This is a genomic window from Kitasatospora sp. YST-16 (assembly GCF_026802215.1).
GTDB classification, from domain to species: Bacteria; Actinomycetota; Actinomycetes; order Streptomycetales; family Streptomycetaceae; genus Kitasatospora; species Kitasatospora cineracea.
Map to the genome: position 1 here is coordinate 6,265,659 of NZ_CP113837.1, position 26,359 is coordinate 6,292,017.

The window sequence follows — 26,359 nt, forward strand, 5'->3', positions numbered from 1 at the left end:
GTTCGGAGCGGCGGAAAAGGGGTGCGGGGCGATGGGCGGCGAGCGGAGCAGGCGGGCGGCGGCGACGGTGGTGGTCGGCGGGGCGGCCGCGGCGATGCTGCTGGTGATGGTGGCTCCGGCGGCGATCCAGCGGGTGCAGGACCGGCTGGACCAGACCGTCCGCTACCCCAACGGGTCCGCGGCCAAGGCCGACCGGACCGAGGTGCCGCGCTGGCTGCCCGACTCGGCCACCGGCATCGCCTTCCTGGCGTCCGGGGACGGGGGCGAGCGGCTGATCCGGGCCACCGTCCCGGACCGGGCGCTGCCCACGGCCTGCACCACCACCGGCCACACCCTGGACGACCCGCACCTGCGCGCGCACTGGTTCCCCACCGACACCCCGCGGCGGGCCACCGCGCACTGCGGGCAGTACGACGTCGCGCTGGTCGGCGACCAGCTCTACGGCTGGCGGGGCGCCCCGGCCGCCGCCGGGGCCCGCACCGCCGGTCCGACCGGCTGACGGGGGCGCCCCGGGCGGGGGTCGGCTTCCCCGGCGGCGGGCGGATGGGATAGGACGGTGCGCACACCCCGCCATCCGTGAGGAGCCCCATGCCAGGCCCGACCGTCGACCCCGACGGCGACCAGACCGCACCCGACGTCCCGCTCCGTCCGGCGCAGGAGGCCGCGCAGGCCCCGCAGCGTGCCCCGTTCGCCACCGCCACCGTGATCACCCTGGGCTGCCTGGTCGCGCTCGGGCCGTTCACCACCGACCTGTACCTGCCCGCGCTGCCCGACCTGACCGCGGACCTGGGCTCCACCGCCGCGGCCGCCCAGCTCACCCTGACCGGTTCGCTGCTCGGCATGGTGCTCGGCCAGCTGCTGTTCGGCCCGCTCAGCGACCGGCTCGGCCGCCGCCGCCCGATGCTGGCGGGCCTGGCCGCGTTCACCGCCGCCAGCCTGCTGTGCGCGTTCGCCGACTCGATGCCGCTGCTGGTGGCGGGCCGGGTGGTGCAGGGCGCGGCGGGCTCGGCCGCGCTGGTGATCGCCCGGGCGACCGTCCGGGACCGGTTGGAGGGGACCGCGATGATCCGGTTCCTGGCGACCATGGGCCTGATCTCCGGCCTGGCCCCGATCGTCGCGCCGCTGGCCGGTGCCCAGCTGCTGCACGTCACCGACTGGCGCGGGACCTTCGTCGCGCTGGCGCTGCTGGGCGCGGTGCTCACCGTGGCCTGCGGGTTCGGCATCGGGGAGACGCTGCCGCCGGAGCGGCGGCACGGCGGCGGGCTGGGCACCACGGTCCGGGCGATCGGCGGGCTGCTGCGCGACCGGGTGTTCCTCGGCTACCTGCTGGTCAGCACCTTCGCGTTCGGCGCGCTGTTCGCGTACGTCGGCGGCTCCTCGGTGGTGCTGCAGGAGGTGTACCGGATCACCCCGCAGACCTACAGCCTGGTGTTCGCGGTCAACTCGGTCTCGCTGCTGGCCGTCACCCAGTTCAACGGGCGGTTCCTGGTGCAGCGCTACTCGGAGCGGACGCTGCTGGTCTGCGGCCTGGGCGCGGCGGCGCTGGCCGGGGCCGCCGTGGTGCTGTGCACCACGGTGTGGGACACCGGGCTGGCCGGGGTGTGGCCCGCGCTGACGGTGCTGATGGGCGCGATGGGCGTCATCCTGCCGAACGCCAACGGGCAGGCGCTGACCATGGCCCCGCACGCCGCCGGGTCGGCGTCCGCGCTGCTGGGCACCGGCACCTACCTGTGCGGCGCGGTGGTCGCCCCGCTCAGCAGCCTGGGCGGGCACCCGTCCGCGACGGTGCTCGGCGCGGTGGTGCTGGGCTGCGCGCTGCTGGCACTGGGATCCTTCCTGCCGCTGTGCCGGGGGCGCTGAGACCGCGGGGACGGGGGAGGAAGCGGCCGGGCCCGGCCGGTGGCGGGTGCCACCGGCCGGGCCCGGTTCGTGGAGCGGGGGGTGTCAGGCGATCGAGAAGTCGTCGCCGTAGACCGAGCCCTGGCCGTACCAGCCGTGCAGGTAGACCGTGACGGTGCCGTTGGCGCCGGTGGTGAACGGGACGCTCACCTTGGTCCAGGAGGAGCCGTTGGCCCAGGTGGAGGCGGTGGCGCCGCCGCTGACGCCGACGTACGAGTACGGGCCCTGGACCCAGGCGGTCAGGGTGTACGCGTGGTTCGGGGCCAGGGTGACGGTCTGGTCGCACTCACCGGTGGTGCCGGCGGTGGGCGCCGCCTGCAGGGCCTTGGAGCCGCCGTGCACCGGAGTGGAGACCACGCCGCCGCCGCTCTGGCAGGTCCACGGGGCGAGGCCGCCCTCCAGGTCGCCGTTGACCAGGCCGCCGGTCGGGGTGGTGCCGGTGACGGTCAGCGCGTAGGTGGCGGTGTGGGTCTTGCCCGCGCCGGTGCCGGTGACGGTCAGGGTGTAGGTGCCCGGGGCCGCGGCGGCGGTGGTGGCGACGTTCAGGGTGGCGGAGCCGCCCGCGGTGACGCTGGAGGCGCTCAGCGAGGCGGTGACGCCCGCCGGGGCGCCGGAGACGGTCAGGTTGACGGTCGCGGCGGTGCCGGAGGTGACCGCGGTGTTCACGGTGCTGGAGGCGGCTGAGCCGGCCTGGACCGAGCCCGCGGCGGGGGCGAGCGCGACCGAGAAGTCGGAGGCGGTGGTGCCGCCGGTGACGGTCAGGGTGTAGGTCGCCGAGTGGGTGCCGCTCGCGCCGGTGCCGGTCACGGTCAGCGGGTAGCTGCCGTTGGCGACGCCCGCGGTGGTGGCGACGTTCAGGGTGGCGGAGCCGCCCGCGGTGACGGTGGAGGCGCTCAGCGAGGCGGTGACGCCCGCCGGGGCGCCGGTGACCGACAGGTTGACGCTCTGCGCCGAGCCGGAGGTGACCGCGGTGCTGACGGTCGCCGAGGTGGACGCGCCGGCGGTGACCGAGCCGGTGGCCGGGCTCAGCGACACCGAGAAGTCGTTGGCCGGGACGGAGGAGCTGGTGAACTTCGAGAAGATGTGGCTGAAGTCCCAGGTGCCCTGCGCGATGCCGGAGCAGCTGTCCGACCCGGCGGTGCCCGCGCAGCCGCCGTTGTCACGCTGCAGCGCCCAGAAGGACAGGGTGTTGATGCCCTTGGAGACGGCCCAGTCGTAGACCGTGTTGGCGTTGGCGACGGTGAAGGTCTCGGCGGCGCCGAAGTCGTCGATGCCGATCATCTCGATGATGCCGATCGAGTTCCACAGCTGGGTGGAGGTCTTCGTCGGGTACAGCTTGGCCAGCTGGTTGTACAGGCCCTGGGCGGAGGTCTGGGTGTCCGCGGCCATGTCGTGCGGCTGGTTGTCGTAGTAGTCGAACGTCATCATGTTGACGACGTCGATCCGCGCGTTGTTGCTGACCGCGTTCTTCAGCACCGCGAGGCCGCTGGAGGCCAGGCCGCTGGTGGTGGTCGGCAGGGTGTAGCTGAACTGGATGTTGCGGCCGTTGGCGGCGGCCCAGTCCTCGACGATCTTGATCGCCTTGTTGCGGCGGTCGATGCCGGCCGTGTTGGTCAGCGAGTTGTCCTCGATGTCCAGGTCGATCCGGGAGACGTCGTAGGTGGTGATGACGTTCTCGAACGCGGCGGCGATCTGGTTGACGTCCGTGCAGGAGTCGGCGATCTCGGTGCCGGTGTTGTCGGCGGTGTAGCCGCCGAAGGACGGGATCACGTCGCCGCCGTTGGCGCGGATGGTGGCGATGTCGGCGCCGAAGACCGAGTTGGACACCGGCATCGAGGTGTCGCCGTTCCACAGCGCGGTGCAGGAGCCCTTGGTGGCGGCCTGCAGGAACGCCATGGTCAGGTTCTTGGCGCCGGACTGGGCGGCCAGGGTGGCCGGGTTGTCGCCGGTCCACGCCTCGAAGTACGGGGCGAAGACGTGCTGCGGCAGCGGGGTGGCGGCCTGCGCGGGGGCGGAGATCAGCCCCAGCGAGGCGGCCGCCATCGCGCCGGTGGCGAGCAGCGCTTGGAGTGGTCGGTGAAGGCGCATCGAGTCTCCATCAGGCATGGGAGGAGGGCCCGCGTGCCGGTGTTCGGGCACGGGGCGTGGGTCTGGCCTGGTACAGGGAGTGCCGGGGTGGTGCGGGGCAGTACTGCTTGCCCCGGCCGGTGGTCACACCCCCACGATGCGTTCCGGTCGGGAAGTACAGCGGACTCATGGTTGGTCTGGACCACTGCGTCTGTCAAGACTCTTTACAGTTCACTGGAGCACAGGTCGGAGCAGGCCCGGAGAGCTTTACCAAGCCTTGTACATCAGGGCCTTGACGTGCCGTCGGCCCCGCACCCGACTGCTCGGTGCGGGGCCGACGGGCGGCGCGGGTCAGTTCAGGCCGCTGCTCTTCAGCCAGGCCGCGGCGACCGCCGCCGGGTCCTCCTTGTCGACCGCGACGCGCTTCATCAGCGCGGTCAGCCCGGCCGTGTCGAGCTTCGCCGAGACCGCGTTCAGCGCGGCCGTCCCGGTGGCGTCCAGACCGGCCTGGTTCACCAGCGGGGTGACGTTCTGCGCGCTGAACACGTTCTTCGGGTCAGCCAGCGACACCAGCTTCAGCTGGACCAGCTTCGGGTCGGTGGTGAACACGTTGCCGACCTGGACGGTGCCGTCCTTCAGCGCGTTGGCGGTGGTGTCGCCGGTCGGCTTCCACTCCTTGAAGGTCAGCCCGTAGGCGTCCTTGAACTGCTGCTCGCGGCGGGACTTGAACTCCGGCGGGCCGCCGACCACCAGGTCCTGCGCCTTGCCCGCCAGGTCGGCTATCGACTTCACGCCCAGCTTGTCGGCGGTCTCCTGGGTGACCGTCAGCGAGTCCTTGTCCTCGGCGGCCGAGGAGTCCAGGATCGCCAGCCCGGCCGGCAGCTTGGCCTTCAGCTCGGTGTTCACCGCGTCCTTGCCGGTGGCGGTCGACTTGGCGTCCAGGTAGCCCAGCAGCGCGCCGTTGTACTCCGGCAGCACCGTCAGCGCACCCGACTGCAGCTGCCCGTACAGCAGTTCGCGGCTGCCGATGTTGAACTTCTCCTCCACCGGCACGCCCTTGGCCTTCAGGGCCTGCGAGTAGATCGAGGCGAGCAGCACGTTCTCCGGGAAGTTCGCCGAGCCGACCACCACGGTCTTCCCGGAGCCCCCGGCCGGGGCGGACGCCGCCGGGCCGGAGGACTTCGCGGCCAGCGGGTCGCCGCCGCCGGAGGAGGAGCAGGCCGCCGCGCCCGCCAGCAGGAGGACGGCGAGGGCGGTTCGGACCGGACGGGTCGTCATGGGGATTCCTTCACGAGAGCGGGGGAGCCCGCGGGATCGTCGTCGGGAGCGGAGCCGCCCGCGGACGCGCCCCCGCCACCGGCGGAACCGGCGGCACGGACACGGCGGACGGCACGGACCGGTCGCGCGCCGGGCGGCGACGCGAGCCGGACGAACAGGGCGAACAGCAGTTGGACGGCCACCGCCAGCAGCACCACCAGCAGGGCGCCGCCGACCGTGGTCGGGTAGTTCCGGGTGGCCAGCCCGTCGATCACGTACCGGCCCAGCCCGCCGAGGCCGACGTACGCGGCGACCGTGGCGGTGGCGATCACCTGCACCGACGCCGTCCGCACCCCCGCCAGCAGGGTCGGCGCGGCGGCCGGCACGCACACCCGCAGCAGGGTCTGCGGGTGCGTCAGGCCGATGCCGCGGGCCGCGTCCCGGACGTCCGGGTCGGTGCCGCGCACCCCCTCGGCGGCGGCCACCAGCATCGGCGGCGCGGCCAGCGCGGTCAGCGGCAGCAGCACCGCCGTCTCGCCGACGCCCGCCAGCAGCACCGCCAGCGTCACCAGGCCCAGGGTCGGCAGGGCGCGCGCCACGCCGGCCAGCGCCGTCACCAGGAACAGCCCGCGCCCCGAGTAGCCGATCAGCAGGCCCAGCGGCAGCGCCACCAGCGCGGCCAGGCCGAGCGCCTCGGCGGAGAACGCCAGGTGCTCCAGCACCCGGTGGACGATCGAGTCCGGCCCGGAGCGGTGCGCCGGATCGGCGAAGAAGTCGTGCAGCCAGCCCAGCCAGTTCACCGCGCCACCCCCCGCGACCACGGCGCCAGCACCCGGCGGGCCGCCAGCAGCAGCAGGTCGGCGGCCAGCGCGAGCAGAGCCACCAGCACGATCCCGGCCAGGATCGGCGTCGGGAAGGTCCGCTGGAAGCCGTCCACGAACAGGTAGCCCAGGCCGCCCCGGCCGACCAGCGCCCCCACCGCCGCCAGCGAGATCGAGGACACCGCGGCCACCCGCAGCCCCCCGATCAAGTACGGCACGGACGCCGGGAGTTCGACCGCCGCCAGCCGCCGCCACGGGCCGTAGCCCATCGCGGTGGCCGCCTGCCGCACCGGCTCCGGCACCGCCCGCAGCCCGTCCACCGCGGTCGGCAGCAGCACCGCCAGCGCGTAGCAGGTCAGCGGCACCATCACGGTCTCCCGGGTGGCCAGCCCCGTGTACGGGATCAGCACCACGAACACCGCCAGCGAGGGCAGCGCGTACACCACGTTGAACACCGCCGCCAGCGGCTGGTACAGCCGCGGGAAGCGCGCGCAGGCCAGGCCCAGCGGCACCGCCAGCAGCAGCGCCAGCAGCACCGGCACCAGGGCGATCACCGCGTGGTCGGCCGTCAGGTCGCCCAGGTAGCCGAGGTGGTCGCCGAGCCAGCGCCAGCGGATCAGCGGCTCACCGTCCAGCATGCGGCACCTGCGCAGCGTCGGGGGCCTCCGGGGTCGCCGGGGTCGCCGTCCGGGTCTTCCCGGTCTCCGGGGTCGTCGGGGTGCTACCGGTCTGCGGGGCCGGGCCGGTCTCCGGGGCCTTCGCCTGGGGCTGTGCGGCCTCCTGGGACCGGGCCAGTGCCTCGACGACGGCGGCGCGGCTCGCGGTGCCGACCGCGCGGCCCGCGTCGTCCACCGCGACGGCCAGGCCGGACGGGGCGAGCAGGGCCGCGTCCAGCGCGGAGCGCAGCGAGTCCCGGGACGGGGCGAACACCGGGGCCGGGTGGCGCTCGGCGCCGCGCACCCAGTGCTCCGGGCGGCCCTCCGGGTCGAGCGCCAACTGCCAGTCGCCGTACGAGGGTTCGAGCGGTTCGAGCGGGACGGCGCCGGCCGGGCGCAGGCCCAGCCCGCGCAGGCCGCGGTCGCGGCCCAGGAAGGCCGCCACGCCGGCGTCCGCCGGGGCGGTCAACAGGGTGTGCGGATCCGCGAGTTGGGCGATCTCGCCGTGCTCGCGGAGCACCACCACCCGGTCGCCGAGCCGGACCGCCTCCTCGATGTCGTGCGTCACGAACAGCACCGTCTTGCCCAACTCGGCCTGCAGGCGCAGCAGTTCCTCCTGGAGACCGGCGCGCACCAGCGGGTCGACCGCGCTGAACGGCTCGTCCATCAGCAGCACCGGCGGGTCGGCCGCCAACGCTCTTGCCACGCCCACCCGTTGCTGCTGGCCGCCGGAGAGCTGCGCCGGGTACCGGCGGGCGGTCTCCGGCGGCAGGCCGACCAGCTCCAGCAGTTCGGCGGCCCGGGCCCGGGCCCGCTTGCGGTCCCAGCCGAGCAGCCGGGGCACCGTCGCCACGTTGTCGATCACCCGGCGGTGCGGGAACAGGCCCGCCTGCTGGATCACGTACCCGATGCCGCGCCGCAGTTGCGCTGCGGGCAGCCCCGCCACGTCGGCCCCGTCCAGCAGCACCCGGCCGGCGGTGGGCACCACCATCCGGTTGACCATCCGCAGGATGGTGGTCTTGCCGCAGCCGGACGGCCCGACCAGCACGGTGGTCCGGCCCGCCGGAACGTCCAGTTCCAGGCCACGGACGGCGACCGTGCCGTCGGGGTGGCGCTTGGCGGCGCCCTCGAATCTGATCACGGAAGGGTCCTCGGAGGGTCGGCCGGATCGGCTGGATCGGCCGGAACGGCACTGCGCCCGCCGCTCGGGGCGGGCGCAGTTATCGAACAGTGGTCTGAATGCGTCGCTTGACCGGCTTCCCTCGGGGGGATCACCGCAAACCTTGATCAACCGAACGGGTGGGCAGCCCGGCCGCCGCCCAGGCCACGAAACCGCCGTCCAGGTCGGTCGCCCGGTGCAGCCCCAGCGCCTGCAGCGAGGCCGCCGCCAGCGAGGACGCGTACCCCTCCGAGCACACCACGATCCACCGCACCCCGTGGTCCACCGCCTCCGGGATCCGGTGGCTGCCGGTCGGGTCCAGCCGCCACTCCAGCACGTTCCGCTCGATCACCAGCGCCCCCGGGATCTCCCCCTCGCGGGCCCGCTGCGCGGCCGGGCGGATGTCCACCAGCTGCGCCCCGGCGGTCACTTCGGCCCAGGCCCGGGCCGGGTCCGGCCGGTCCAGGCCCGCCCGGGCCGCCGCCACCAACTGGTCCACCGTGGTCACCACTGCTCCGCACCTTCCGTGGAGGTCCGCACCAGGCCGCCGGCCCGCAGTTCGTAGTGCGCCATCTCGCTCAGCGGCGGCGAGTACGCGTGCAGCGTCACCGCCGGGCCCTGCGCGGTGTTGCGCACGTCGTGCAGGTACTGCGGCCCGAACGCCCGCTCGGTGCCCGACGCCAGCCTGCGCACCGTCAGCCCGTGCTCCGGCCCCGCCAGCGCCAGCTCCTCCAACTCGCCCAGCGCCACCGTGAACGCCCCGCGCGAGCCCCCGTGGTCGTGGAACCCGGTGGACTGCCCCGGCAGCCAGCTGATCAGCCACACCTCGTAGTCCTCCGCCAGCTCCAGCCGCTCGTACCAGCGCTCCTCCGCGGACAGCCGCACCCGGTGCAGCCAGCGCTCGGGCCGCTCGGCCAGGTCGCGGACGATCCGGCGCAGCGCGTTCGGGGAGAGCGGGGGGCGGGGCGCGGCGGTCGGCGGGGCGGTCGCGGCGGTGGCGGCGGTCGGCGGGGTGGTGGTGGCGGTGGATGGGACGGTGGCCAGGTCGATGCTCATGGGTTCCTCCGGGGTGTGCCGGGGCGGCCGCCAGCGCCGGTGCGCGTGCCGGGGCACGGGCGGTGGGGACGCGGGACGGCAGGGGGAAAGGGGAGGGTGACGCGAGGGGGGTGCGAGGCCCCGGGTCAACTCACCGGGCGCGCACGGAGGTTACGCGAAGAGCGTCAACAGCAGGCACACATGTCGCTCGCCTGGCGTCGCAGATCGACGTGCAGGCGGCAGACCAGGAAGGTGCCGGAGTTCATGCCGCCGATGGTTCACGACCCGGCGGCGGCGCGTCAAGTTCCGCCACGCCGGTGGTCGGATCGTGGACGCATCCGTCTCATTTCCCGGGCATGCCGACGGCCCGCGCTCCGGGGAGGGCGCGGGCCGTCGGGGTTCTCGGGGGCGTTCTCTCAGTTGCCGGTGCCGGTGCCGGTGCCGGTGCCCGTACCGGTGCTCGGGCCGGTGTCGGTGTCCGGCTGGGCGGCGTCGGAGTCGGCCTGGGCGGCGGCGCTGTCCGCGGCGTCCACCTTCTGCTGCATCTGCTGGACCTGCTGGGCGTCGTCGGGCGCGCTGCCGCCCCCGGCGGCGCCGGAGGTCGGGCCGCAGGCCGTCAGCAGAGCGGCCGAGGCCAGCGCCAGGGCCGCCAGGGCGGCTCGCGCGGCGGCGGGCCGACGGGTCACTTCCCGGCCGCCGGGGCGTTCTTCGCGCACCAGCCGGCCACCGCGGCCAGGTCCGCCTTGCGGGTCTGCAGCGTCGGCAGCAGGCTGCGGCGGAAGGTCAGCCGGTCGTTCAGGTACTTCTCGATCTCGGCGTGCCCCGCCTTGTGGGCGTTGTCCACCCGCTGCTGCAGCCGGGCCACCGAACCGCTGACGGTGGCGTCGCCGTTCAGCCGGTCCAGCGCCTTGTCGATCCGCTCCTGGGTCTTCGGCAGCCGCTTGCAGACCGCCTTCGCCCCGTCCCCCTTCGGCGCCCCGCCCGCCGCCTGCGCGGGCCCCGCAGCCAGGAACGCGCCCGCCAACGCCAGCACTCCGACGGCGGCCGCCGCCCGGTTGATGCGCATGGGTCTCCCCTTCCACTCCGAATCCCGGCCGGTCTCCCCGGCCACCACGGACCGTACGGAGGCTTCTTGTGGAAACCCTGTGGAACCGGCCGCCGGGCGGGCGGGCGGACGGACGGGCGGACGGACGGGCGGGTCGGGGCAGAGCCGCTCAGGCCGGGCGCCGGGCTCGCCGCGCCTGGGGACGTCCAGCCGGGCCGGCAACTCGAAGGTCTCCAGGTCGACCACGTCCGAGGTGGAGGACTCCACGGCGGCCAGGTAGCCGAGCCGGCCGTCCGGGGAAGCGGCCGGTCTCCAGCGAGGCCCGGCGTTCGCCCGTCAGCGTGTCGAACACCGTGAGGCGGCACGGGAGTTGGTGGCCCGGGAGTCGGCGGCCCGGGCCGGAGCCGAGCGCCCCCTCGCCGAACTCGGCCTGCGGCGGCGGGTGTCCGTCGTGGTGCCCGGCCACACCGCGGTGATGCTGCTCGCCCGCGACGCCGACCTGATCGCCCTCGGCCTCGCCGACTGGCTGCCCGCCGCCGTCCGGGCCCTCGGCCTGCGGGCCTTCCCGATCCCGCTGCGGCTCCCGCCGATGGAACTCGGCATGGCCCGGCACCCTCGCAACGACGGCGACCCCGCGCACCACTGGTTCCGCGAGCGCCTCGCCGCCGCCGTCCTCGGCCTGCCCGGTCCGTGAGGCGCGGCCGGTCGGGGGCGCCCTACGGGCGGGGGCGTCCGGCCAGGTCGAGCAGGAGTCCGGCGGCCACCGCGGCGCCGTCGGTCCGGACGGTGGCCGCGACCGCCTCCGCCCGGGCCCGCACCCCGGGGTCCAGGGCGGTCCCCAGGGCCGCCGTCAGCGAGGCGACCGTCGGCGCCGGCCCCGGGTGGGCCACCCCGATGCCCAACTCGGCGATCCGGGACGCCCAGTAGGGTTGGTCGGCGATCAGCGGCACGACCACCTGCGGGGCCCCGGCCCGGGCCGCGGTCGTAGTGGTGCCGGCGCCGCCGTGGTGCACGACGACGGCGCTCCGGCGGAACAGCGCCTGCTGGTTGACCTCGCCGACCACGAAGCAGTCGTCACCGTCGTCCACCGCGCCCAGTCCGGCCCACCCGCTCCCGAGGACGATCCGCCGCCCGTGCGCCCGGGCCGCCTCGACGGCCGCCCGCGCGACGCCCTCCGGCGCGTACGCGGCCATGCTGCCGAAACCGACGTACACCGGCGGCTCGCCGCCGTCCAGGAACGCCCGCAGGTCCGCGGGCAGCGGCCGGGTGTCCGGCAGGATCCAGGCGCCGGTCTGGACCGGGTCGAGCTCGGTCATCCCCGCCGACGGGCACAGCACCGGGTCCGCCGCCAGCCACGGCCGCCGCGTGAACACGTGGTCGCGGACGCCGTCCACCGGCGGCAGCCCGAGGGCCGCCCGCCCGCGGTCGACGGCCGTGCCGTACAGCGCGTCCACCCGCTCGGCGTCCTGCTTCCACAGCACCTCGTAGTCCGTCTCGTCCGCCGCGGACGGCGTGCCCGGCCGGCGGCCCGGCCGGAAGTGCCGCGACGGCAGCCCCATGACGTGGAAGCAGGCCAGCACGTACGGGACGCCCAGCTTCTCCGCGACGTCCCGCGCCCCGGCCGGCATCAGGCCCGTCGCCAGGACGGCGTCGCAGCCCTCCGCGGCCACCGCGGCGAGCGTCTCGAAGCGCGCCTCGACCAGCGCCGGGGCCAGCTTGAACGCGTCCTGCCCGGTCGGCGGCTTCGGGTTGGCGACGATCGACTTCACCGTCGGCCCGAGCGGCACCAGCGGCACGCCGACCCGGTCCAGCAGCGCGACGAAGTCCTCGTCCGGCGGGGCGCAGACCACCACCCGCGCGCCGCGGGCCCGCAGCTCCGCGGCCAGTGCCGCCAGCGGCTCGATGTCTCCCCGGGATCCCCAGGAGGTCAGTACCACGCGCATGTTCGACTCTCGTTTCCGCAGGTCAGGGGGGATTGAGTCGTCGATTCTCCGCCCTCCTGGGGGCCTTGCCGCAAGCCCCCGGGGGCGGTATACCTTGGAAGTGGAGGAGGGTGGAACTCCCCTCGCTCCGGTCGGCCCCTTCAGTGGTCGGACCCTTCGGTGGCCGGACCCTTCAGTGCTGCTCCTCCCCGTTCAGCCAGTCGCGGGCGGCGGGGAGCCGGACGGCCGGGGTGTCGGGGCGCAGCAGCGGCAGGACGACCTCCAGGCGGCAGCCCGGGCCGTCCGGGCGGTCGGTGGCGGTGACCGAACCGCGGTGCAGGGCGGCCTGTTGGGCGACCAGGGTCAGGCCGAGGCCGGAGCCGGGGCTGTCCGGGCGGCGGTGGAAGCGGTGGAAGACGGCGGCGCGCTCGGCGGGCGGGACGCCGGGGCCGGTGTCGTCCACGGTGAGGCGGGCCGTGCCGCCCGTCACGTGCAGCCGGACGTCCACCCGGGCCGGGCGGTCGGCGGTGCGGCCGTGCACGGCGGCGTTGCCCAGCAGGTTGGCGAGCAGGATCCGCAGGCCCGCGTCCCAGCCGAACACCCTTGCCTCGGGCGGGAGTTCGGTCCGGTAGACGGCGTCCGGGTGGCGGCGGGCGGCCTCGGCGACGGCGGCGTCCACCAGCTCCGCGAGGTCGACCGGGCCGAACGCGGAGAGCTCCACCAGGTCGCCCCGGGCCAGTGCGGACAGCGCGCTCAGCAGGTCCAGCATCCGGGCGTGGTCCTGCTGCAACTCGGCCACCACCTCGGCCCGTTCGCCTGCCGGGAGGTCCGGGTGCGCGGCCAGCACGTCCAGGTTGGTGCGCAGGCTCATCAGCGGGGTGCGCAACTCGTGCGAGGCCGCCGAGGAGAACGACCGCGCGGTGTCCAGGGCCTGCGCCGTCCGGGCCGCCTGCTCGTCGTACCGCGACAGCAACAGGGCCAGCGCGCCGGAGAGTTCGTCCACCTCGGTGGTGCCCGTCCGAGCGGGCGCGAACGCGGTGTGCCCCGCCCCCGGATCCAGCGCCGCCGCCCGGCGGCCCAGTCGGCGCAGCGGAAGGGTGGCCCGCTCGGCGAGGCCGAAGGCGACCAGCCCCGAGAGCGGCGCCGCGACCAGCGCCACCAGTAGCACCCGCCGCCGCACCGCCCGCAACTCGTCCGCCGGCTCCCCGGCCGGGGCCAGCACCCAGAGCGTCCCGGTGGTGCTCCCGCCGTCCAGCTTCACCGCCAACGCCCGCCAGGACGAGCCGTTCTGACGGACAGTCACCGGCCCGCCGCTCGGGGCCGTGGGGAGGCGGGACGGGTCGTCCGGCTGCGAACCCGCCGCGAGCAGTACCGTCCCGTCCGCGGCGACCACCCGGACGCCCGCGTCCAGCGCCGCGTCCATCAGCTTGCGCTGCTGGTTCTGCTCCGCCTTCGGACGGCCCCGGCTGTCGGCCGCGAGCAGCGCCTTCGCGTTCGGCAGGACGGCCGCCGCCCGGGCGTTCAACCGGTCGTCCTGGCGCCGGTGCAGGTCCGTGCTGACCAGCGGCAGCAGCAGCACCCCCGCGGCCGCCACCAGCAGCGGCACCAGCACCGCCGCCCCGAGCGCGATCCGGGTCGACAGCTTCACCGCCCGGCCCCGCCCTCGTCCGGGACGCGCAGCACGAAACCCACCCCGCGCACCGTGTGCACCGTCCGGGGGCGGCCGCCGGCCTCCAGCTTCCGGCGCAGGTAGGAGACGAAGGTGTCCACGGCGTCGCTGCGCACCTCGAAGTCGTAGCCCCAGACCCGGTCCAGCAGCACCTCCCGGGACAGCACGATCCCGGCGTTCCGGGCGAGTTGCGCGAGCAGCTCGAACTCCCGCCTGGTCAACCGGAGTTCGTCCTCGTCCCAGAATGCCTGCCGGGTCTCCGGGTGGATCCGCAACGGGCCGACCCGGATCAGGTCCGAGGGCTGCGGCGGCCGGCGGCGCAGCAGCGCGTGCAGCCGCAGCACCAGCTCCTCGAGGGCGAACGGCTTCACCAGGTAGTCGTCCGCACCGGCCTGCAGCCCGGCCACCCGGTCGGCCAGCTCGTCCAGCGCGGAGAGCATCAGCACCGGAGTGTCGTCCGCCCGCGCCCGCAACGTCCGGCACACCTCCGTCCCCGACAGGCCCGGCATCCCCACGTCCAGCACCAGCACGTCCGGCGGCTCCGCGGCGAGAGCCGCCAGCGCGGCCGTGCCGTCCGCGGCGACCGCGACCCGGAAGCCGCTCAGCCGCAGGCCCCGTTCGAGGCTCCGCCGGATCGCCGCGTCATCGTCCACCACCAGCACCCGCCCGCTCACCTGCCGCACCTCCGCCCGTTGGGACTGCCGCAGAGGTGGACGTGCGGGGGAGGGGGGAGGGTTCCGGCGGCGGGAGGAAGGTGGGGAGAAGGGGGAGGGGGGCTTTGGCTGCCGCAGAGGTGGACGTGCGGGGAGGGGGGAGGGTTCCGGCGGCGGGAGGAAGGTGGGGAGAGGGAGGAGGGGGAAGGGCTTTGACTGCCGCAGAGGTGGGCGTGCGGGGGAAGGGGGAGGGTTCCGGTGGCGGGAGGGCGGGGGGAAGGGAGGGGCTTCGGCTGTCGCAGAGGTGGAGGTGCGGGGGCCCGGCGGCGGGGGAGAGGTAGGGGCATCGGCTGTCGCGTGGGGCCCGGTGGGGTCAGGTGGGGCATCGGCCGGTGTGGTGGTGGAGGAGGTCGTCGACGAGGCGGCGGGTGTCGGCGGGGTCGACGGGGCCGAGGTTGAGGATGACGCGGAAGTAGAGCGGGGCCATCAGGTGGTCGACGGCCTGGGTGAGGGTGGGGGTGGGTTCGCCGCGGTCCTCGGCGCGGGTCAGGATCGTGGCGAGTTGCTGTTCGCGGGCGGCCATCCGGGGGGTGGTGCCGGGGCAGGTCGCGAGTTGGCCGATGGAGTGGCGGAGCAGGGCGCGGGCTTCCGGGGTGGTGACGGCGGCCCGGGTGCGTTCGGCCCACTGGAGCAGGTCGGTGCGGAGGGTGCCGGTGTCCGGCGGGGGGTCGTCGGGGGCCAGCCGGGTGCTGGCGACGTCGGCGAGCAGGCCGTTGAGGTCGCCCCAGCGCCGGTACACGGAGGTGGGGTTGACGCCGGCCCGGGCCGCGACGGCCGGGATCGTGACCTGTTCCGCGCCGTTCTCGGCGATCAGTTCGGTGACGGCCTGGTGCACGGCGGCGCACACCCGGGCGCTGCGTCCGCCGGTGCGGCGGACGGGTTCGGCCGGGTGCGGGGGCGGGGCCGGGGGCTGGCTGTTCACCCTCCCATGCTAAGGCTCCGGGTCCGGGCTCCCGGCGGAAACGCCATGTTAAGGCAAAACGATTGGCTTTAGTGCCAGGTGGTCGCCTAGCATCCACTAAAGCCAACCCTTTCGCCTTAAGGGGCCGTGCTTCCGGGCCCCGACCGCCCTGCCACCGAGGTTCCCGATGCCGAACTCCCGCCGGCTGTCCCGCACTCCGGCCTTCTGGCTGGTCGCGGCGGCCATGCTGCTGCTGACCTTCGCCGCTGCCGCCCCCTCCCCGCTGTACGTCGTCTACCAGGCGGCCTGGGGCTTCTCCTCGGGCACGCTCACGGTGGTCTTCGCCGTCTACGCGGTGTTCCTGCTGCTCGCCCTGACCACCGTCGGCCGGCTGTCCGACTTCCTCGGCCGCAAGCCGCTGCTCTACGGCTCGCTGCTGCTGGAGGCGGCCGCGATGCTGCTGTTCACCGGGGCGGACGGCGTCGGCACGCTGCTCGTGGCCCGCGCCGTCCAGGGCTTCGCCACCGGCGCCGCGACCGGCGCGCTCTCCGCGGCCCTGGTCGACCTGCAGCCGCAGCGCTCCCCGGGGCTCGGCGCGCTGGTCAACGGCGCCGCGTCCACGCTCGGCCTGGCGGTGGGGGCCTTCGGCTCCGGCCTGCTGGTGCAGTACGGCCCCGCCCCGCGGGTCCTGGTCTTCGCGCTGCTGGCCGCCGGGTTCCTGCTGGCCGCCGCGGCCCTGTCCCTGATACCCGAGACGGTCGAGCGGCGCCCCGGCGCCCTGCTCGCGCTGGTGCCGCGGGCCCGCGTCCCGCGCGCGGCCCGCCGGGCCTTCGCCGCCGCGTCCCCCGCGCTGATCGCCGTCTGGTCGCTCGGCGGCCTCTACCTCTCGCTCGGCCCCTCGCTCGCCGTCGGCGTGCTGCACCTGCACAACCACCTGGTCGGCGGCCTGGTCGTGACCACCATGACCGCGGGCGGCACGCTCGGCTCGCTGCTGCTGCGCGGCCGCCCCGCCCGTACGGCCCTCCGGGCGGGGACGGTCGCGCTGGCCCTCGGCGTGCTCGGCACCCTGGCCGCGCTGGAGGCCCGCGACACGCCGCTGTTCTTCGTCATGACCGCGGTGGCCGGGTTCGGCTTCGGCGCGACCTTCCTCGGCGCGCTCTCCGGCATCGCCCCGCTGGCCGCCCCGGCGGAACGCGCCGAACTGTTCGCGGCCGTGTACGTCCTCAGCTACCTCGCCTTCAGCGCCCCCGCGGTGGCCGCCGGATTCGCCGCCCCGCACCTGGGCCTGCTCCCCACCACCACCCTCTACGGCGCCGCCGTCGCCTGCCTCGCCCTGCTCGCCCTCGCCATGACGGCCGTGACGGCCGTGACGGGGACGGCCCGCGCGGCGAAGGCCCCGTCGGGGGCGGTGCGGTGAGGCCGGGCGCCCGGGTCCGAGGGGCGGTTACGGTTCGTCGTGCCAGGAGAAGGCGGTGATCCGCCAGCCGTCCGGGGTGCGGGCGAACTGGAAGGTCTTGGTGCCGCCCCCCTCGTACGGTTCGCCGTTCAGCAGGCCGGACTTGCGGTAGGTGCCGATCCGGCAGGCCACGCCGTCGGCGATCTCGGTGCGCTCGTCGACCTCCCACTCGTGGAAGTCGGTCAACCGCCCGTCGGAGAGCAGCAGTTCGCGCGGGCCGATGAACTCCTCGACGCCGTACGCGGCGTACCGGGGCGCCGTCACCACGATCACCCCGCCGGGCAGCATCAGCCGCCGCAGCCGGCCCACGTCGGCGGGGCCGCCGTGCCGGTTGTCGAAGGCGCCGAAGAACTCGGCGGTCAGCCGGTCGAGTTCGGCCTTGGCGGTGGAGAGGCTCTCGGACATGATCCGCACCGTAACACCGCGCCCCCGTCGGGCGGGAGGGTGCCGAGAGTGTCGAGGGGGCCGGTCGCCGGGCCCGGTCGCCGAGTGCGGCGACAGGAGGGAATCGGGTTGCCACTCCTTACTCCGGCAGTCGAGAATCCCCCGCATGACTTCTGTGATCAAGCACGTGACCATCGACAGCCTCGACCCCTACCGCCTCGCCTCCTTCTGGTCGGAGGTGCTGGGGCAGCCGCTGCACGAGGAGGACTTCCCCGGTGACCCGCAGGCGCTGATCGAGGCCGCGGGGCTGCTGTTCGTGACCGTGCCGGAGGAGAAGGCGGGCAAGAACCGGATCCACTTCGACCTCCAGCCGCAGGGGCGGACCCGGGACGAGGAGGTCGAGCGGCTGGTCGGGCTGGGCGCGACCCGGGTGGCCGACCAGCGGCGGCCGGACGGGACGGGCTGGGTGGTGCTCGCGGACATCGAGGGCAACGAGTTCTGCGTGGAGCGGAGCCGGGCGGAGATCGACGGCTGACGCCCCGTCGGGGGAGGGGAGCGGGCGCGGCCGGAACAGGGGTGAATCCTTTCCGGCGGGCCGGGGCTCTTATGGGCGATCCCGTCGGGCGGACCGAGCCGGACGGGGCGAGTCCCGAGGAGGCCATGATGGTCGCGGTTCTGGTCGGTGCCGGTGCGGGCGCGGTGCTGCTGTGCAGTTGCCTGCTGGTGCTCAAGCGGAGGCGGGGGAGCCGTGGTTGAGACCCGCTGGCCCGGCGCGGAGGTGGTCGCGGCGGCCCGCGACGGGGACCGCGACTCGCTCGCGGTGCTGGTCGCGGGGGCGGACCCGCACGTGCGGCGCTTCGCGTACACGCTGTGCCCCGGCCCCGAGGACGCCGAGGACGCCGCGCAGGAGGCACTGATCGTGCTGTACCGGCGGATCGGCATGCTGCGGGCCACCGGCGCGCTCGCGTCCTGGCTGTTCCGGATCGTCCGCAACGAGTGCCTGCGGCGGGCCCGCGCCCTGCGGCCCGCGGCGGCCGCCGCCGAACCCCCGGAGGGGACGGCGGACTCCGCCGAGCAGGAGGCGCTGCGGCGGCTCGACACCGAACGGGTCGCCGCCGCGATCGCCGCCCTCCCCGCCGACCAGCGCCGGGTGCTGATCATGCGCGACCTGCAGGGCCTCGGCGGCCGGGCCGTCGCCGAGGCGCTCGGGCTGAGCCCGGCCGCGATGAAGTCCCGGCTGCACCGGGCCCGGGCCGCCGTCCGGGCCGAACTCGGCGGAAGCGCCGGAGAGTTCGAGCGCGGCACCGGCCAGGCCGGGCGGATGTTCGGCGGCCCGGCCGTCCGGCGCGGCGGTGTCCGGTGAGCGGGCGGGACGGGGGCGCCGGGGGTGCGGGGGTGCGGGGGTCGGGCGGGACGGTTACGCGAGTGCGACCCTGCCGCGCCATCTGCTGCGCGGCGCGGTCGGGTTCGGGGCGGTGGCGGCCGGGTTCGGGCTGCTGCCGGTGTTCGGGCCGGTCGTGCTGCTCGCCGTGCCGGTCGGGCTGGTGGCGCTGCGGGGCTGTCCGCTGTGCTGGACGGTCGGGCTGTTCCAACTGCTCTCCCGGGGGCGGCTGCGGCGGACCTGCCGGGACGGCCGGTGCACCCTGGAGCGGGTGCCCCGGGGGCGGGTCGCGGGCTGATCGTCGGATGAGCGGTGGTATCCGCCGGGCGGGGGAACGGCCGACGGTTCTGCGGAGCCCGGGCCCGGTGTTCCAGCAGACTCGTCCCGTCGGCGGCCGGTCCGTCCTGGTGGACGGTTGACGCGTGCCCCGGCGGGAAGTTGACGCGCGCCCCGGTCGTTCGGCCGGTGCGTGCGCTCCGGCGGCCCGCCGGCCCGGGCGCGTCCGCGGCGGCCCGCCCCGTTCGCGCCCGGCGATCCCGGACGCGGCGACCACGCACCCGAGCGGACCGGAGGATCCCGCCATGAGCCGAGCCACCGCGCAGCGCCTCCCGGCCGGACAACCGGGCGGACAGCCCGCCGGACCGTCGGCCGGGCCGTCCGGCGGGCCGCTCGCCGGCCTGCTCGACCGGATCCCCGTCCCGGCGCCGCACCCGCACGCCGACGCGCTGCGCGAGGAACTCGCGCACTGGCTGGCCGGCACCGGCCTGCTCGACCACGAGGGCACCGAACGCCTGCTGGAACAGGGCCACTTGGAGCTGGCCTCGCGCTGCTGGGGCGACCTCCCGGCCGGGCCCGGGCTGCGGACCGCCACCCAGTGGCTGCTGCTCGGCTGGATCCTCGACGACCACTTCGACCGACACTGGCTCGGCGACCCGTCCGACGAGGCCGACCGCACCGTCCGCGAACTCGCCGCGCTGCTCGCCCCGGAACTCGCCCCCGACGCCGTCGCGCCCGCCCCGCGGACCGCCCTGGCCCGGGCCTTCCGCACCCTCTGGCAGGACAGCGTCGCCCTCACCGGACCGGCCTGGCGGGCCCGGCAGACCGCCGACTTCCGCTGCTACCTGGAGAGTTCGCTGGACTTCCTGCGGCTGCGCGGCGCCACCCCCACCGTGCCGCAGTACCTCTCGCACCGCGAGCGGGGCGGCGCCACCCGCTGCGCGGCCGGCACGGTCGAGCTCGCGCACCGCCTCGACCTGCCCGAGCAGTTCCACCACCACCCCCAACTCGTCGACCTGCGCAGCCGGTTCGACCACCTGGTCGGCTGGGCCAACGACCTCTGCTCGTACCGGGCCGAGACCGCCACCGGCCACGGCAACAACCTGCTGTGCGCGCTGGAGGTGCACGAGCGGCTGCCGCAGGCCGCCGCGGCCGCCCAGGTCGCCGCGCTCTGCGGGGCCGAGCTCACCACCCTGGAGTTCCTGGCCGAGGGCATCGCCCGCGGCTCGCACTGGCCGCCCCAGGTGCGCTGCTACGTGCGGGCGCTGGTCCGCTTCGCGCACGCGCTGCTGCACTGGATGGCGACCACCGTCCGCTACCGCCCCGAGGCGGTGCCGCTGCCCCGGGCCCGCTGAGCCGCGAAGCGTCCCGGCCCGGTGGCACGGTCCGGTGGCACGGCTCGGTGAGCCGCGGAGTGCCACGGCCCGGTGGCACGGCCCGTCGCGCCGGTGGCCGGAACCGGGTGGGTGGAGACGAGCGTCACCCCCGGTGAGCGGGCACGGGAGGTTGCCCGCCGCGACGGAGGGCAGGAGAAGGCCATGGGAATCGTCAGCTGGATCATCCTCGGGCTCCTCGCCGGAGCCATCGCCAAGCTCCTGCTGCCCGGAAAGGACCCGGGCGGCATCATCGTCACCACCCTGATCGGCATCGCCGGCTCCTTCATCGGCGGGTGGCTCTCCTCGAAGATCCTGCACAAGTCGGTGAACGTGCACTTCTTCGACCTGCCGACCTGGATCTCCGCGATCGCGGGCGCACTCGTCCTGCTGATCGCCTACCGGCTGGTGTTCGGCAAGTCCCGCGACTGACCGGGCCGTTCACGGCCCGCCCGGAGCCCCTGCCCCCGCTCGACGCGGCGGCGGGGGCTCCGGCGCGCCCGGCCGCGGACGCCCCGACTGGTACCAAAGGCTGATTCACGGTCACCCATCGGGCGGGGTTCGCTCGATCGTGGGCGATTCGCGCTGCCGAACCTCCCCCGGGGGTCCAAGGTAGGAGCAGGACGCACCCGGACCCGCCGCGGCGCGCTGAGCGGCAGGCCACCTCGCAGGGAGGCGAACCAATCTTCTAGGCTCGCTCATCGGCCCCCTGTTACGGTGCCCGCCCGTGCCGAGGAACAGAAGACCGATGTCCCCGCGCCCCGGGCCGAGCCGGAGCCGTGGACCGAGCGAGGAGGACGCAGTGTTGCCCAGCCCCAGGTCGTACCGTACGCCGCGACCGAGCCCGACCCCGGGCAGGAGCCGTTGGACGCCCGCCCCGCCGATACCGCCGAGTGCCCCGCGACCCGCCGGAGGTGAACGGTGAGTCCGCATACCGTGGCCCCCGAGCCGCATCCCACCGGGACGTCCGCCGCGGTGACCGCCGGAGCCCCCGCCACGGCGGCCGCGGACACCGCCGAACCACCCGCCACAGCGGCCGCGGACACCTCCGCCGCCACCGCAGCGGCGCCCCCGCCGCCGAACTGCCCGCCGCCGCACCGGCGGTGACCCCGACCGCCGCCCTGCCCGGCCTGCCGCGCACCCTCACCAGCCGGGCCCGCACCCTCACCGCGGCCGTCCGCAAGCGCTGCGCCGACCTGGCCCGGATCGAATCCCCCTCCGGTGACGCCCCCCGGCTCGACGCCCTCGCCGAAGAGCTCGCCGCCGGCTACGCCGCGACCGGGGCCACCGCCGTCCGGCACCCCTGCGAGCACGGCGACCACCTCGTCCTCGACTGGCCCGGACAGCAGGAGGACCTCCCGCACCTGCTGGTGGTCGGCCACCACGACACCGTCTGGCCGGTCGGCACCCTCGCCGACTGGCCGGTCGAGGAGCGCGACGGGCGGCTCAGCGGCCCCGGCATCCTCGACATGAAGGGCGGACTCGCCCTGCTGGAAGGCGCGTTCGCGCTGCTCGCCGACCTCGGGCAGCGCCCGCACCGCCCGGTCCGGATGGTGATCGTCTCGGACGAGGAGATCGGCAGCCCCGACGGCCGGGGCCTGGTCGAGCGCCACCTGCGCGGCGCCGCCGCCGTCCTCGGCCTCGAACCCGGCCACCCCGACGGCCGGCTGAAGACCGCCCGCCGCGGCTCCACCCGGGTCCGGCTCACCGTCACCGGGCGCGAGGCCCACGCCGGCCTCGACGCCGCCGACGGCCTCTCCGCGATCGACGAACTGGTCGACCAGCTGATCGCCGTCCGCGGCCTGGCCCGCCAGCCCGGCACCGAGCTCAACACCGGCCGGATCGACGGCGGCACCCGCGCCAACGTCATCGCCGGCCACGCCGAGGCCGAACTCGGCCTGCGCTTCGCCACCACCGAGGCCCAGCGCCGCACCCTCGACACCCTCGCCCACCTCACCGCGACCCGCCCCGGCGCGGACGTCCGCACCGAGGTGCTCTCCAGCCGCCCCGCCTGGCCCGAGCGCTCCGGCAACCTGCTGCTGCGCCACGTCCGCTCGCTGGCCGCCGCCCTCGGCCAGCACCTCGACGGCGCCCCCGCCGGCGGGGCGGGCGACACCAACCTGGCCGGCGCGCGGGGCCTGCCCACCCTGGACGGCCTCGGCGCGGTCGGCGCCGGTCCGCACGCCCGCCACGAACACCTCCGGGTCGACCAACTCGGCCCGCGGATCGCCCTGCTGGCCGCGCTGCTGGCGGTGCCGCTGCCGCGCCTGCGCGAGCGCTGAGGACCGGCCGGAGGCGGCGGCCGACCGCACCAGGGGCCCGGGGGCACGTCCCCCGGGCCCCGGTCGTCGGCCGCCGCCTCCGGCTGTCTCCCCGATCACCGGGCCGGCTGCTCCCGATCGCGGGGCCTGCTGTGTCCGATCACCGGGGCGGCTGTTTTCGATCACAGGGTCTGCCGCTCCCGATCACCGTGCCTGCTGTGCCCGATCACCGGGCCCCGACCTCCTTGCCACCGCCCGGTCCCTGTGTACAGAATGGAACCGACCGAACGGTCAGTCGGGAGGTGGGCGGTGGAGGCCAGCACGGAGGCGCAGTCGCGGTTCGAGGCGGTGGTCGCCGCGGACGCGCGGGTGGAGCCGCGCGACTGGATGCCGGAGGCGTACCGGGCGACGCTGGTGCGGCAGATCGCGCAGCACGCCCACTCGGAGATCATCGGCATGCAGCCGGAGGGCAACTGGCTGACCCGGGCGCCCTCGCTGCGGCGCAAGGCGATCCTGCTCGCCAAGGCGCAGGACGAGGCCGGGCACGGGCTGTACCTGTACGCGGCGGCCGAGACCCTCGGGGTGGACCGCGCGGAACTGACCGAGAAGCTGATCGACGGGCGGCAGAAGTACTCGTCGATCTTCAACTACCCGACGCTGACCTTCGCCGACGTCGGCGTGATCGGCTGGCTGGTGGACGGCGCGGCGATCTGCAACCAGGTGCCGCTGTGCCGGTGCAGCTACGGGCCGTACGCCCGGGCGATGGTGCGGATCTGCAAGGAGGAGTCCTTCCACCAGCGGCAGGGCTACGAGCTGCTGATGACGCTGATGGCCGGCACCGAAGCGCAGCGCGCCATGGTGCAGGACGCGGTGGACCGCTGGTGGTGGCCGTCGCTGATGATGTTCGGCCCGCCGGACGGGGCCTCGCCCAACAGCGAGCGCTCGATGGCCTGGCGGATCAAGCGGCACAGCAACGACGAACTGCGCCAGCGCTTCGTCGACATGACCGTCCCGCAAGCCGAGCACCTGGGTGTGGCGCTGCCCGACCCGGCGCTCGCCTGGAACGAGGAGCGCGGCAGCTGGGACTTCGGCGAGCCGGACTGGTCGGAGCTCCAGCAGGTGATCAAGGGCGGCGGCCCGTGCAACGCGCAGCGGATCGAGCGGCGGCGGGCGGCCCACGAGGACGGCGCCTGGGTGCGCGAGGCGGCCTCGGCGTACGCGGCCAAGCAGGCCGGACGAGCGGCGCGGAAGGAGAACGAGGGATGAGCGGGGAGCGGGCCTCCTGGCCGCTGTACGAGGTGTTCGTGCGGCCCCGGCGCGGGCTGAACCACGTGCACGTGGGATCGCTGCACGCGGCGGACGACAAGATGGCGCTGCTCGCGGCGCGCGACCTGTACACCCGGCGCAACGAGGGGGTGAGCCTGTGGGTGGTCCGCTCGGACGCGATCACCGCGTCCAGCCCGGACGAGCAGGACCCGTTCTTCGCGCCGAGCGGCGACAAGGTGTACCGGCACCCGACGTTCTACCCGATCCCCGAGGACGTCCCGCACATCTGACGAACCGTCAACGAACTGGCAGGGAAGGCGACATGACCGACGAACACGTGTACCTCTCGTTGGCCGAGGCGGGCCCGGAGCCGGACGGCGAGGCCCGCTGGGCGTACGGCACGGGGTTCGCCGATCCGCTGCTGGGGGTGGACGCCGCGCCGCCGGCCGGGATCGACCCGGCCGACCTCGCCGCGTACTGCCTGATGCTGGGCGACGACGCGCTGGTGCTCTCCCAGCGGCTGATCCAATGGATCACCCGGGCACCGGAGTTGGAGGAGGAGGTGGCGCTCGCCAACCTCGGCCTCGACCTGCTCGGCCAGGCCCGCCGACTGCTCACCCGAGCCGGACAGCTCGACGGCAGCGGCCGCGGCGAGGACCAACTCGCCTACTGGCGGGAGGACTTCGACTACCGCAACGTGCGGCTGGTGGAGCTGGAGAACGGCGACTTCGCGCAGTGCGTGGTGCGGCTGCTGCTGTTCGCCACCGCCCGGGAGGAGCTGTACCGGCGGCTGGCCCACCACGCCGACCCGGTGCTGGCGGCCGTCGCGGCGCTCGGCGTCAAGGAGTTGGCGTACCACCGGGAGTACGCGAGCTCCTGGACGGTGCGGCTCGGCGACGGCACCGAGCAGTCGCACCGGCGGATGCTCGCCGCGCTGGAGGCGCTGTGGCCGTGGCTGGAGGAGCTGTTCACCCCGCACGAGGTCGAACTGCGGCTCGGCGTCGACCCGTCGGAGCTGCGCGCGCCCGTACTCGCCTCCCTGGAGCGGGTGTTGGCCGAGGCGACGCTGCCCGTCCCCGAGACCGCGGGCCGGGCGTACGTGGACGGGCGGGCCGGGCGGCACGGGGTGCACACCGAGGCGCTGGGGCCGCTGCTCGCGGAGCTGCAGGTGGTGGCCCGGGCGCACCCGGGGGCGACGTGGTGAGCACCGTGCTGGAGCGGGCCCGGGAGGTCGCCGCCGCCGTGCCCGACCCCGAACTGCCCATGCTGACCCTGGCCGACCTGGGCGTGCTGGCCGACGTCGAGGAGGCCGACGGGGCGGTCACCGCCTGGCTGACGCCCACCTACTCGGGCTGCCCGGCCATCGCCGAGATGGCCGCCGACGTGTCCCGCCGGCTGCGGGCCGCCGGGTTCGACCGGGTCGAGGTGCGGCTGCGGATCGACCCGCCCTGGTCCAGCGACCGGATCAGCGCCGAGGGCCGCCGCAAGCTCGCCGCGGCCGGCATCGCCCCGCCGGTGCCCGGCGGGATGCGGCAACCCGATGGGATGCGGCAGTCCGACGGAATGCGGCAGTCCGGCGGGGTGCTGCAACTCGGCCCCACCCGGCGGGTGGTGGCCTGCCCGCAGTGCGGGTCCCAGGACACCGAGGAGCTCTCCCGGTTCGGCTCCACCGCCTGCAAGTCGCTGTGGCGGTGCCGCAGTTGCCGCGAACCCTTCGACCGGATCAAGGAGATCTGATGGCCGTCCGCCGCCCGCGGTTCCACCCGCTGCCGATCGGCACCCTGGAACGGCTCTGCGAGGACGCCGTCGCGGTCACCTTCGACGTCCCCGCCGACCTGGCCGAGGAGTACGCCTTCCGCCCCGGCCAGAGCCTGACCCTGCGCCGGATCGTCGACGGCGCCGACGAGCGCCGCTCCTACTCGCTCTGCTCCCCGGTCGGCGGACCGCTGCGGATCGCGGTGCGCGAAGTGCCCGGCGGGCTGTTCTCGCACTGGCTGGTCGGCGAGGCGAAGACCGGCGAGACCGTCGACGTGCTGCCCCCCTCCGGGGCGTTCACCGCCGACCCGGCCGTGCCCGGCACGCACGTGCTGCTCGCGGCCGGCTCCGGCATCACCCCGATGCTCTCCATCGCGGGCTCCGTCCTGGCCGGCCACCCCGACTCCACCGTCACCCTGCTGTACGGCAACCGGCGCAGCGACACGGTGATGTTCGCCGACGAGCTGGCCGACCTCAAGGACCGCTACCTGGAACGCTTCCAGCTCGTCCACGTGCTCTCCCGGGAGACCCGCGACGCCGAACTGCTCAGCGGCCGCCTCGACCCCGAGCGGGTCGCCGCCCTGCTGGCCGCCCTGGTCGACACCCCCGCCGTCGACCACTGGTGGCTGTGCGGCCCCTACGCGATGGTCACCGGCGCCAAGCAGCTGCTGGCCGGACTCGGCGTTCCCGCCGGGCGGGTGCACCAGGAGCTGTTCCACGCGGACGACGACGAGGACGGCATCGTCGAGCAGCGGCACCCCGAGCCGGAACCGGACGCCGCCGCCAGCGAGGTCACCCTCGTCCTCGACGGCCGCGCCAGCACCCTGGCCCTGCCGCGCGACCGGGCCATCCTCGACGGCGCCCAACGGGCCCGCCCCGACCTGCCGTTCGCCTGCAAGGGCGGCGTCTGCGGCACCTGCCGGGCCCTGGTCTGCGAGGGCAAGGTCGAGATGCGGCGCAACTTCGCCCTCGAGGAGGCCGAACTGGCAGCCGGCTACGTCCTCACCTGCCAGGCCCGGCCGGTCTCCGACCGGGTGACGGTGGACTACGACCGGTAGGCGGC

General features: G+C 75.3%; 29 protein-coding genes. 15 read left to right on the forward strand and 14 right to left on the reverse strand.

Features of this window, described 5'->3' with window-relative positions:
• Positions 1 to 31: 31 nt before the first annotated feature.
• A complete protein-coding gene (locus OU787_RS28230; RefSeq protein WP_268661030.1) occupies positions 32 to 499 on the forward strand; it encodes a hypothetical protein in 468 nt (155 codons plus the stop codon).
• A gap of 89 nt (positions 500 to 588) precedes the next feature.
• Positions 589 to 1,860, forward strand: a complete 1,272-nt coding sequence (locus OU787_RS28235; protein WP_030463570.1) for a multidrug effflux MFS transporter — start codon at positions 589 to 591, stop codon at positions 1,858 to 1,860.
• 84 nt (positions 1,861 to 1,944) lie between these two features.
• On the opposite strand, the gene OU787_RS28240 is transcribed toward OU787_RS28235, so the two are convergent.
• The 9 genes from OU787_RS28240 to OU787_RS28280 form a co-directional block, all read right to left on the reverse strand.
• Positions 1,945 to 3,987 (reverse strand): glycosyl hydrolase family 18 protein, encoded by a 2,043-nt coding sequence (locus OU787_RS28240; protein ID WP_268661031.1) that lies wholly within the window; start codon positions 3,985 to 3,987, stop codon positions 1,945 to 1,947.
• Between the two features lie 330 nt (positions 3,988 to 4,317).
• On the reverse strand, positions 4,318 to 5,244 hold the full coding sequence (locus OU787_RS28245; protein WP_268661032.1) for an ABC transporter substrate-binding protein: 927 nt from the start codon (positions 5,242 to 5,244) through the stop codon (positions 4,318 to 4,320).
• On the reverse strand, positions 5,241 to 6,023 hold the full coding sequence (locus tag OU787_RS28250; RefSeq protein WP_232795185.1) for an ABC transporter permease: 783 nt from the start codon (positions 6,021 to 6,023) through the stop codon (positions 5,241 to 5,243). Before OU787_RS28250 ends, OU787_RS28245 begins: the two co-directional genes overlap by 4 nt.
• A complete protein-coding gene (locus OU787_RS28255) occupies positions 6,020 to 6,682 on the reverse strand; it encodes an ABC transporter permease (RefSeq protein WP_030463574.1) in 663 nt (220 codons plus the stop codon). The genes OU787_RS28250 and OU787_RS28255 overlap by 4 nt, the downstream gene beginning before the upstream one ends.
• Positions 6,669 to 7,841 carry an ABC transporter ATP-binding protein gene (locus OU787_RS28260; RefSeq protein ID WP_268661033.1) on the reverse strand — a complete coding sequence of 391 codons (1,173 nt, stop codon included), beginning with the start codon at positions 7,839 to 7,841 and terminating at the stop codon, positions 6,669 to 6,671. The genes OU787_RS28255 and OU787_RS28260 overlap by 14 nt, the downstream gene beginning before the upstream one ends.
• A 130-nt stretch (positions 7,842 to 7,971) precedes the next feature.
• Positions 7,972 to 8,370 (reverse strand): rhodanese-like domain-containing protein, encoded by a 399-nt coding sequence (locus OU787_RS28265; RefSeq protein WP_030463576.1) that lies wholly within the window; start codon positions 8,368 to 8,370, stop codon positions 7,972 to 7,974.
• On the reverse strand, positions 8,364 to 8,915 hold the full coding sequence (locus OU787_RS28270) for a cysteine dioxygenase (RefSeq protein WP_268661034.1): 552 nt from the start codon (positions 8,913 to 8,915) through the stop codon (positions 8,364 to 8,366). Before OU787_RS28270 ends, OU787_RS28265 begins: the two co-directional genes overlap by 7 nt.
• Before the next feature lie 395 nt (positions 8,916 to 9,310).
• Positions 9,311 to 9,580: a hypothetical protein gene (locus OU787_RS28275; protein WP_268661035.1), complete on the reverse strand. Its 270-nt coding sequence runs from the start codon at positions 9,578 to 9,580 to the stop codon at positions 9,311 to 9,313.
• On the reverse strand, positions 9,577 to 9,960 hold the full coding sequence (locus OU787_RS28280; RefSeq protein WP_030463579.1) for a hypothetical protein: 384 nt from the start codon (positions 9,958 to 9,960) through the stop codon (positions 9,577 to 9,579). The genes OU787_RS28275 and OU787_RS28280 overlap by 4 nt, the downstream gene beginning before the upstream one ends.
• Positions 9,961 to 10,312: 352 nt before the next feature.
• Between OU787_RS28280 and OU787_RS28285 the strand changes: the two genes are divergently transcribed.
• The gene (locus tag OU787_RS28285) at positions 10,313 to 10,633 is read left to right on the forward strand and encodes a hypothetical protein (RefSeq protein WP_268661036.1); all 321 of its coding nucleotides are present in this window, start codon (positions 10,313 to 10,315) and stop codon (positions 10,631 to 10,633) included.
• Between the two features lie 22 nt (positions 10,634 to 10,655).
• Here OU787_RS28285 and OU787_RS28290 read toward each other — a convergent pair whose 3' ends face one another.
• From OU787_RS28290 to OU787_RS28305, 4 genes are all read right to left on the reverse strand, one after another.
• The gene (locus tag OU787_RS28290) at positions 10,656 to 11,882 is read right to left on the reverse strand and encodes a glycosyltransferase (protein ID WP_268661037.1); all 1,227 of its coding nucleotides are present in this window, start codon (positions 11,880 to 11,882) and stop codon (positions 10,656 to 10,658) included.
• Positions 11,883 to 12,054: 172 nt separating this feature from the next.
• A complete protein-coding gene (locus tag OU787_RS28295) occupies positions 12,055 to 13,509 on the reverse strand; it encodes a sensor histidine kinase (protein ID WP_268661038.1) in 1,455 nt (484 codons plus the stop codon).
• Entirely contained in the window at positions 13,506 to 14,204 is a 699-nt protein-coding gene (locus OU787_RS28300; RefSeq protein ID WP_268661039.1) for a response regulator transcription factor, read from the reverse strand. The genes OU787_RS28295 and OU787_RS28300 overlap by 4 nt, the downstream gene beginning before the upstream one ends.
• Positions 14,205 to 14,556: 352 nt before the next feature.
• Positions 14,557 to 15,165, reverse strand: a complete 609-nt coding sequence (locus tag OU787_RS28305) for a TetR/AcrR family transcriptional regulator (RefSeq protein WP_268661040.1) — start codon at positions 15,163 to 15,165, stop codon at positions 14,557 to 14,559.
• 166 nt (positions 15,166 to 15,331) lie between these two features.
• Here OU787_RS28305 and OU787_RS28310 point away from each other — a divergent pair, with 166 nt between their 5' ends.
• Positions 15,332 to 16,561, forward strand: a complete 1,230-nt coding sequence (locus OU787_RS28310; protein ID WP_268661041.1) for an MFS transporter — start codon at positions 15,332 to 15,334, stop codon at positions 16,559 to 16,561.
• A gap of 27 nt (positions 16,562 to 16,588) precedes the next feature.
• Here OU787_RS28310 and OU787_RS28315 read toward each other — a convergent pair whose 3' ends face one another.
• Entirely contained in the window at positions 16,589 to 17,005 is a 417-nt protein-coding gene (locus OU787_RS28315; RefSeq protein WP_268661042.1) for a DUF4440 domain-containing protein, read from the reverse strand.
• 145 nt (positions 17,006 to 17,150) lie between these two features.
• On the opposite strand from OU787_RS28315, the gene OU787_RS28320 reads away from it, so the two are divergent.
• The 11 genes from OU787_RS28320 to paaE all read left to right on the forward strand — a co-directional run bounded on the left by OU787_RS28320 (position 17,151) and on the right by paaE (position 26,354).
• Entirely contained in the window at positions 17,151 to 17,519 is a 369-nt protein-coding gene (locus tag OU787_RS28320) for a VOC family protein (protein ID WP_030464114.1), read from the forward strand.
• 213 nt (positions 17,520 to 17,732) lie between these two features.
• On the forward strand, positions 17,733 to 18,347 hold the full coding sequence (locus OU787_RS28325) for an RNA polymerase sigma factor (protein ID WP_268661043.1): 615 nt from the start codon (positions 17,733 to 17,735) through the stop codon (positions 18,345 to 18,347).
• 112 nt (positions 18,348 to 18,459) lie between these two features.
• On the forward strand, positions 18,460 to 18,663 hold the full coding sequence (locus OU787_RS28330; RefSeq protein WP_327059430.1) for a hypothetical protein: 204 nt from the start codon (positions 18,460 to 18,462) through the stop codon (positions 18,661 to 18,663).
• Positions 18,664 to 18,946: 283 nt separating this feature from the next.
• A complete protein-coding gene (locus OU787_RS28335) occupies positions 18,947 to 19,996 on the forward strand; it encodes a terpene synthase family protein (protein ID WP_268661044.1) in 1,050 nt (349 codons plus the stop codon).
• 183 nt (positions 19,997 to 20,179) lie between these two features.
• The gene (locus tag OU787_RS28340; protein WP_268661045.1) at positions 20,180 to 20,446 is read left to right on the forward strand and encodes a GlsB/YeaQ/YmgE family stress response membrane protein; all 267 of its coding nucleotides are present in this window, start codon (positions 20,180 to 20,182) and stop codon (positions 20,444 to 20,446) included.
• Between the two features lie 671 nt (positions 20,447 to 21,117).
• Entirely contained in the window at positions 21,118 to 22,296 is a 1,179-nt protein-coding gene (locus OU787_RS28345) for a M20 family metallopeptidase (RefSeq protein ID WP_268661046.1), read from the forward strand.
• A 252-nt stretch (positions 22,297 to 22,548) separates the two neighbouring features.
• Complete coding sequence (gene paaA / locus OU787_RS28350) at positions 22,549 to 23,541, forward strand: 1,2-phenylacetyl-CoA epoxidase subunit PaaA (protein WP_268661047.1); 993 nt, start codon at positions 22,549 to 22,551, stop codon at positions 23,539 to 23,541.
• Positions 23,538 to 23,831, forward strand: a complete 294-nt coding sequence (paaB, locus tag OU787_RS28355; protein ID WP_030913761.1) for a 1,2-phenylacetyl-CoA epoxidase subunit PaaB — start codon at positions 23,538 to 23,540, stop codon at positions 23,829 to 23,831. The genes paaA and paaB overlap by 4 nt, the downstream gene beginning before the upstream one ends.
• A gap of 32 nt (positions 23,832 to 23,863) precedes the next feature.
• Positions 23,864 to 24,745, forward strand: coding sequence for a 1,2-phenylacetyl-CoA epoxidase subunit PaaC (paaC, locus tag OU787_RS28360; protein WP_268661048.1), 882 nt, complete (start codon positions 23,864 to 23,866; stop codon positions 24,743 to 24,745).
• Complete coding sequence (gene paaD, locus OU787_RS28365) at positions 24,739 to 25,278, forward strand: 1,2-phenylacetyl-CoA epoxidase subunit PaaD (protein WP_268661049.1); 540 nt, start codon at positions 24,739 to 24,741, stop codon at positions 25,276 to 25,278. Before paaC ends, paaD begins: the two co-directional genes overlap by 7 nt.
• Positions 25,278 to 26,354, forward strand: coding sequence for a 1,2-phenylacetyl-CoA epoxidase subunit PaaE (paaE, locus tag OU787_RS28370; protein WP_268661050.1), 1,077 nt, complete (start codon positions 25,278 to 25,280; stop codon positions 26,352 to 26,354). The genes paaD and paaE overlap by 1 nt, the downstream gene beginning before the upstream one ends.
• Positions 26,355 to 26,359 lie beyond the last annotated feature (5 nt).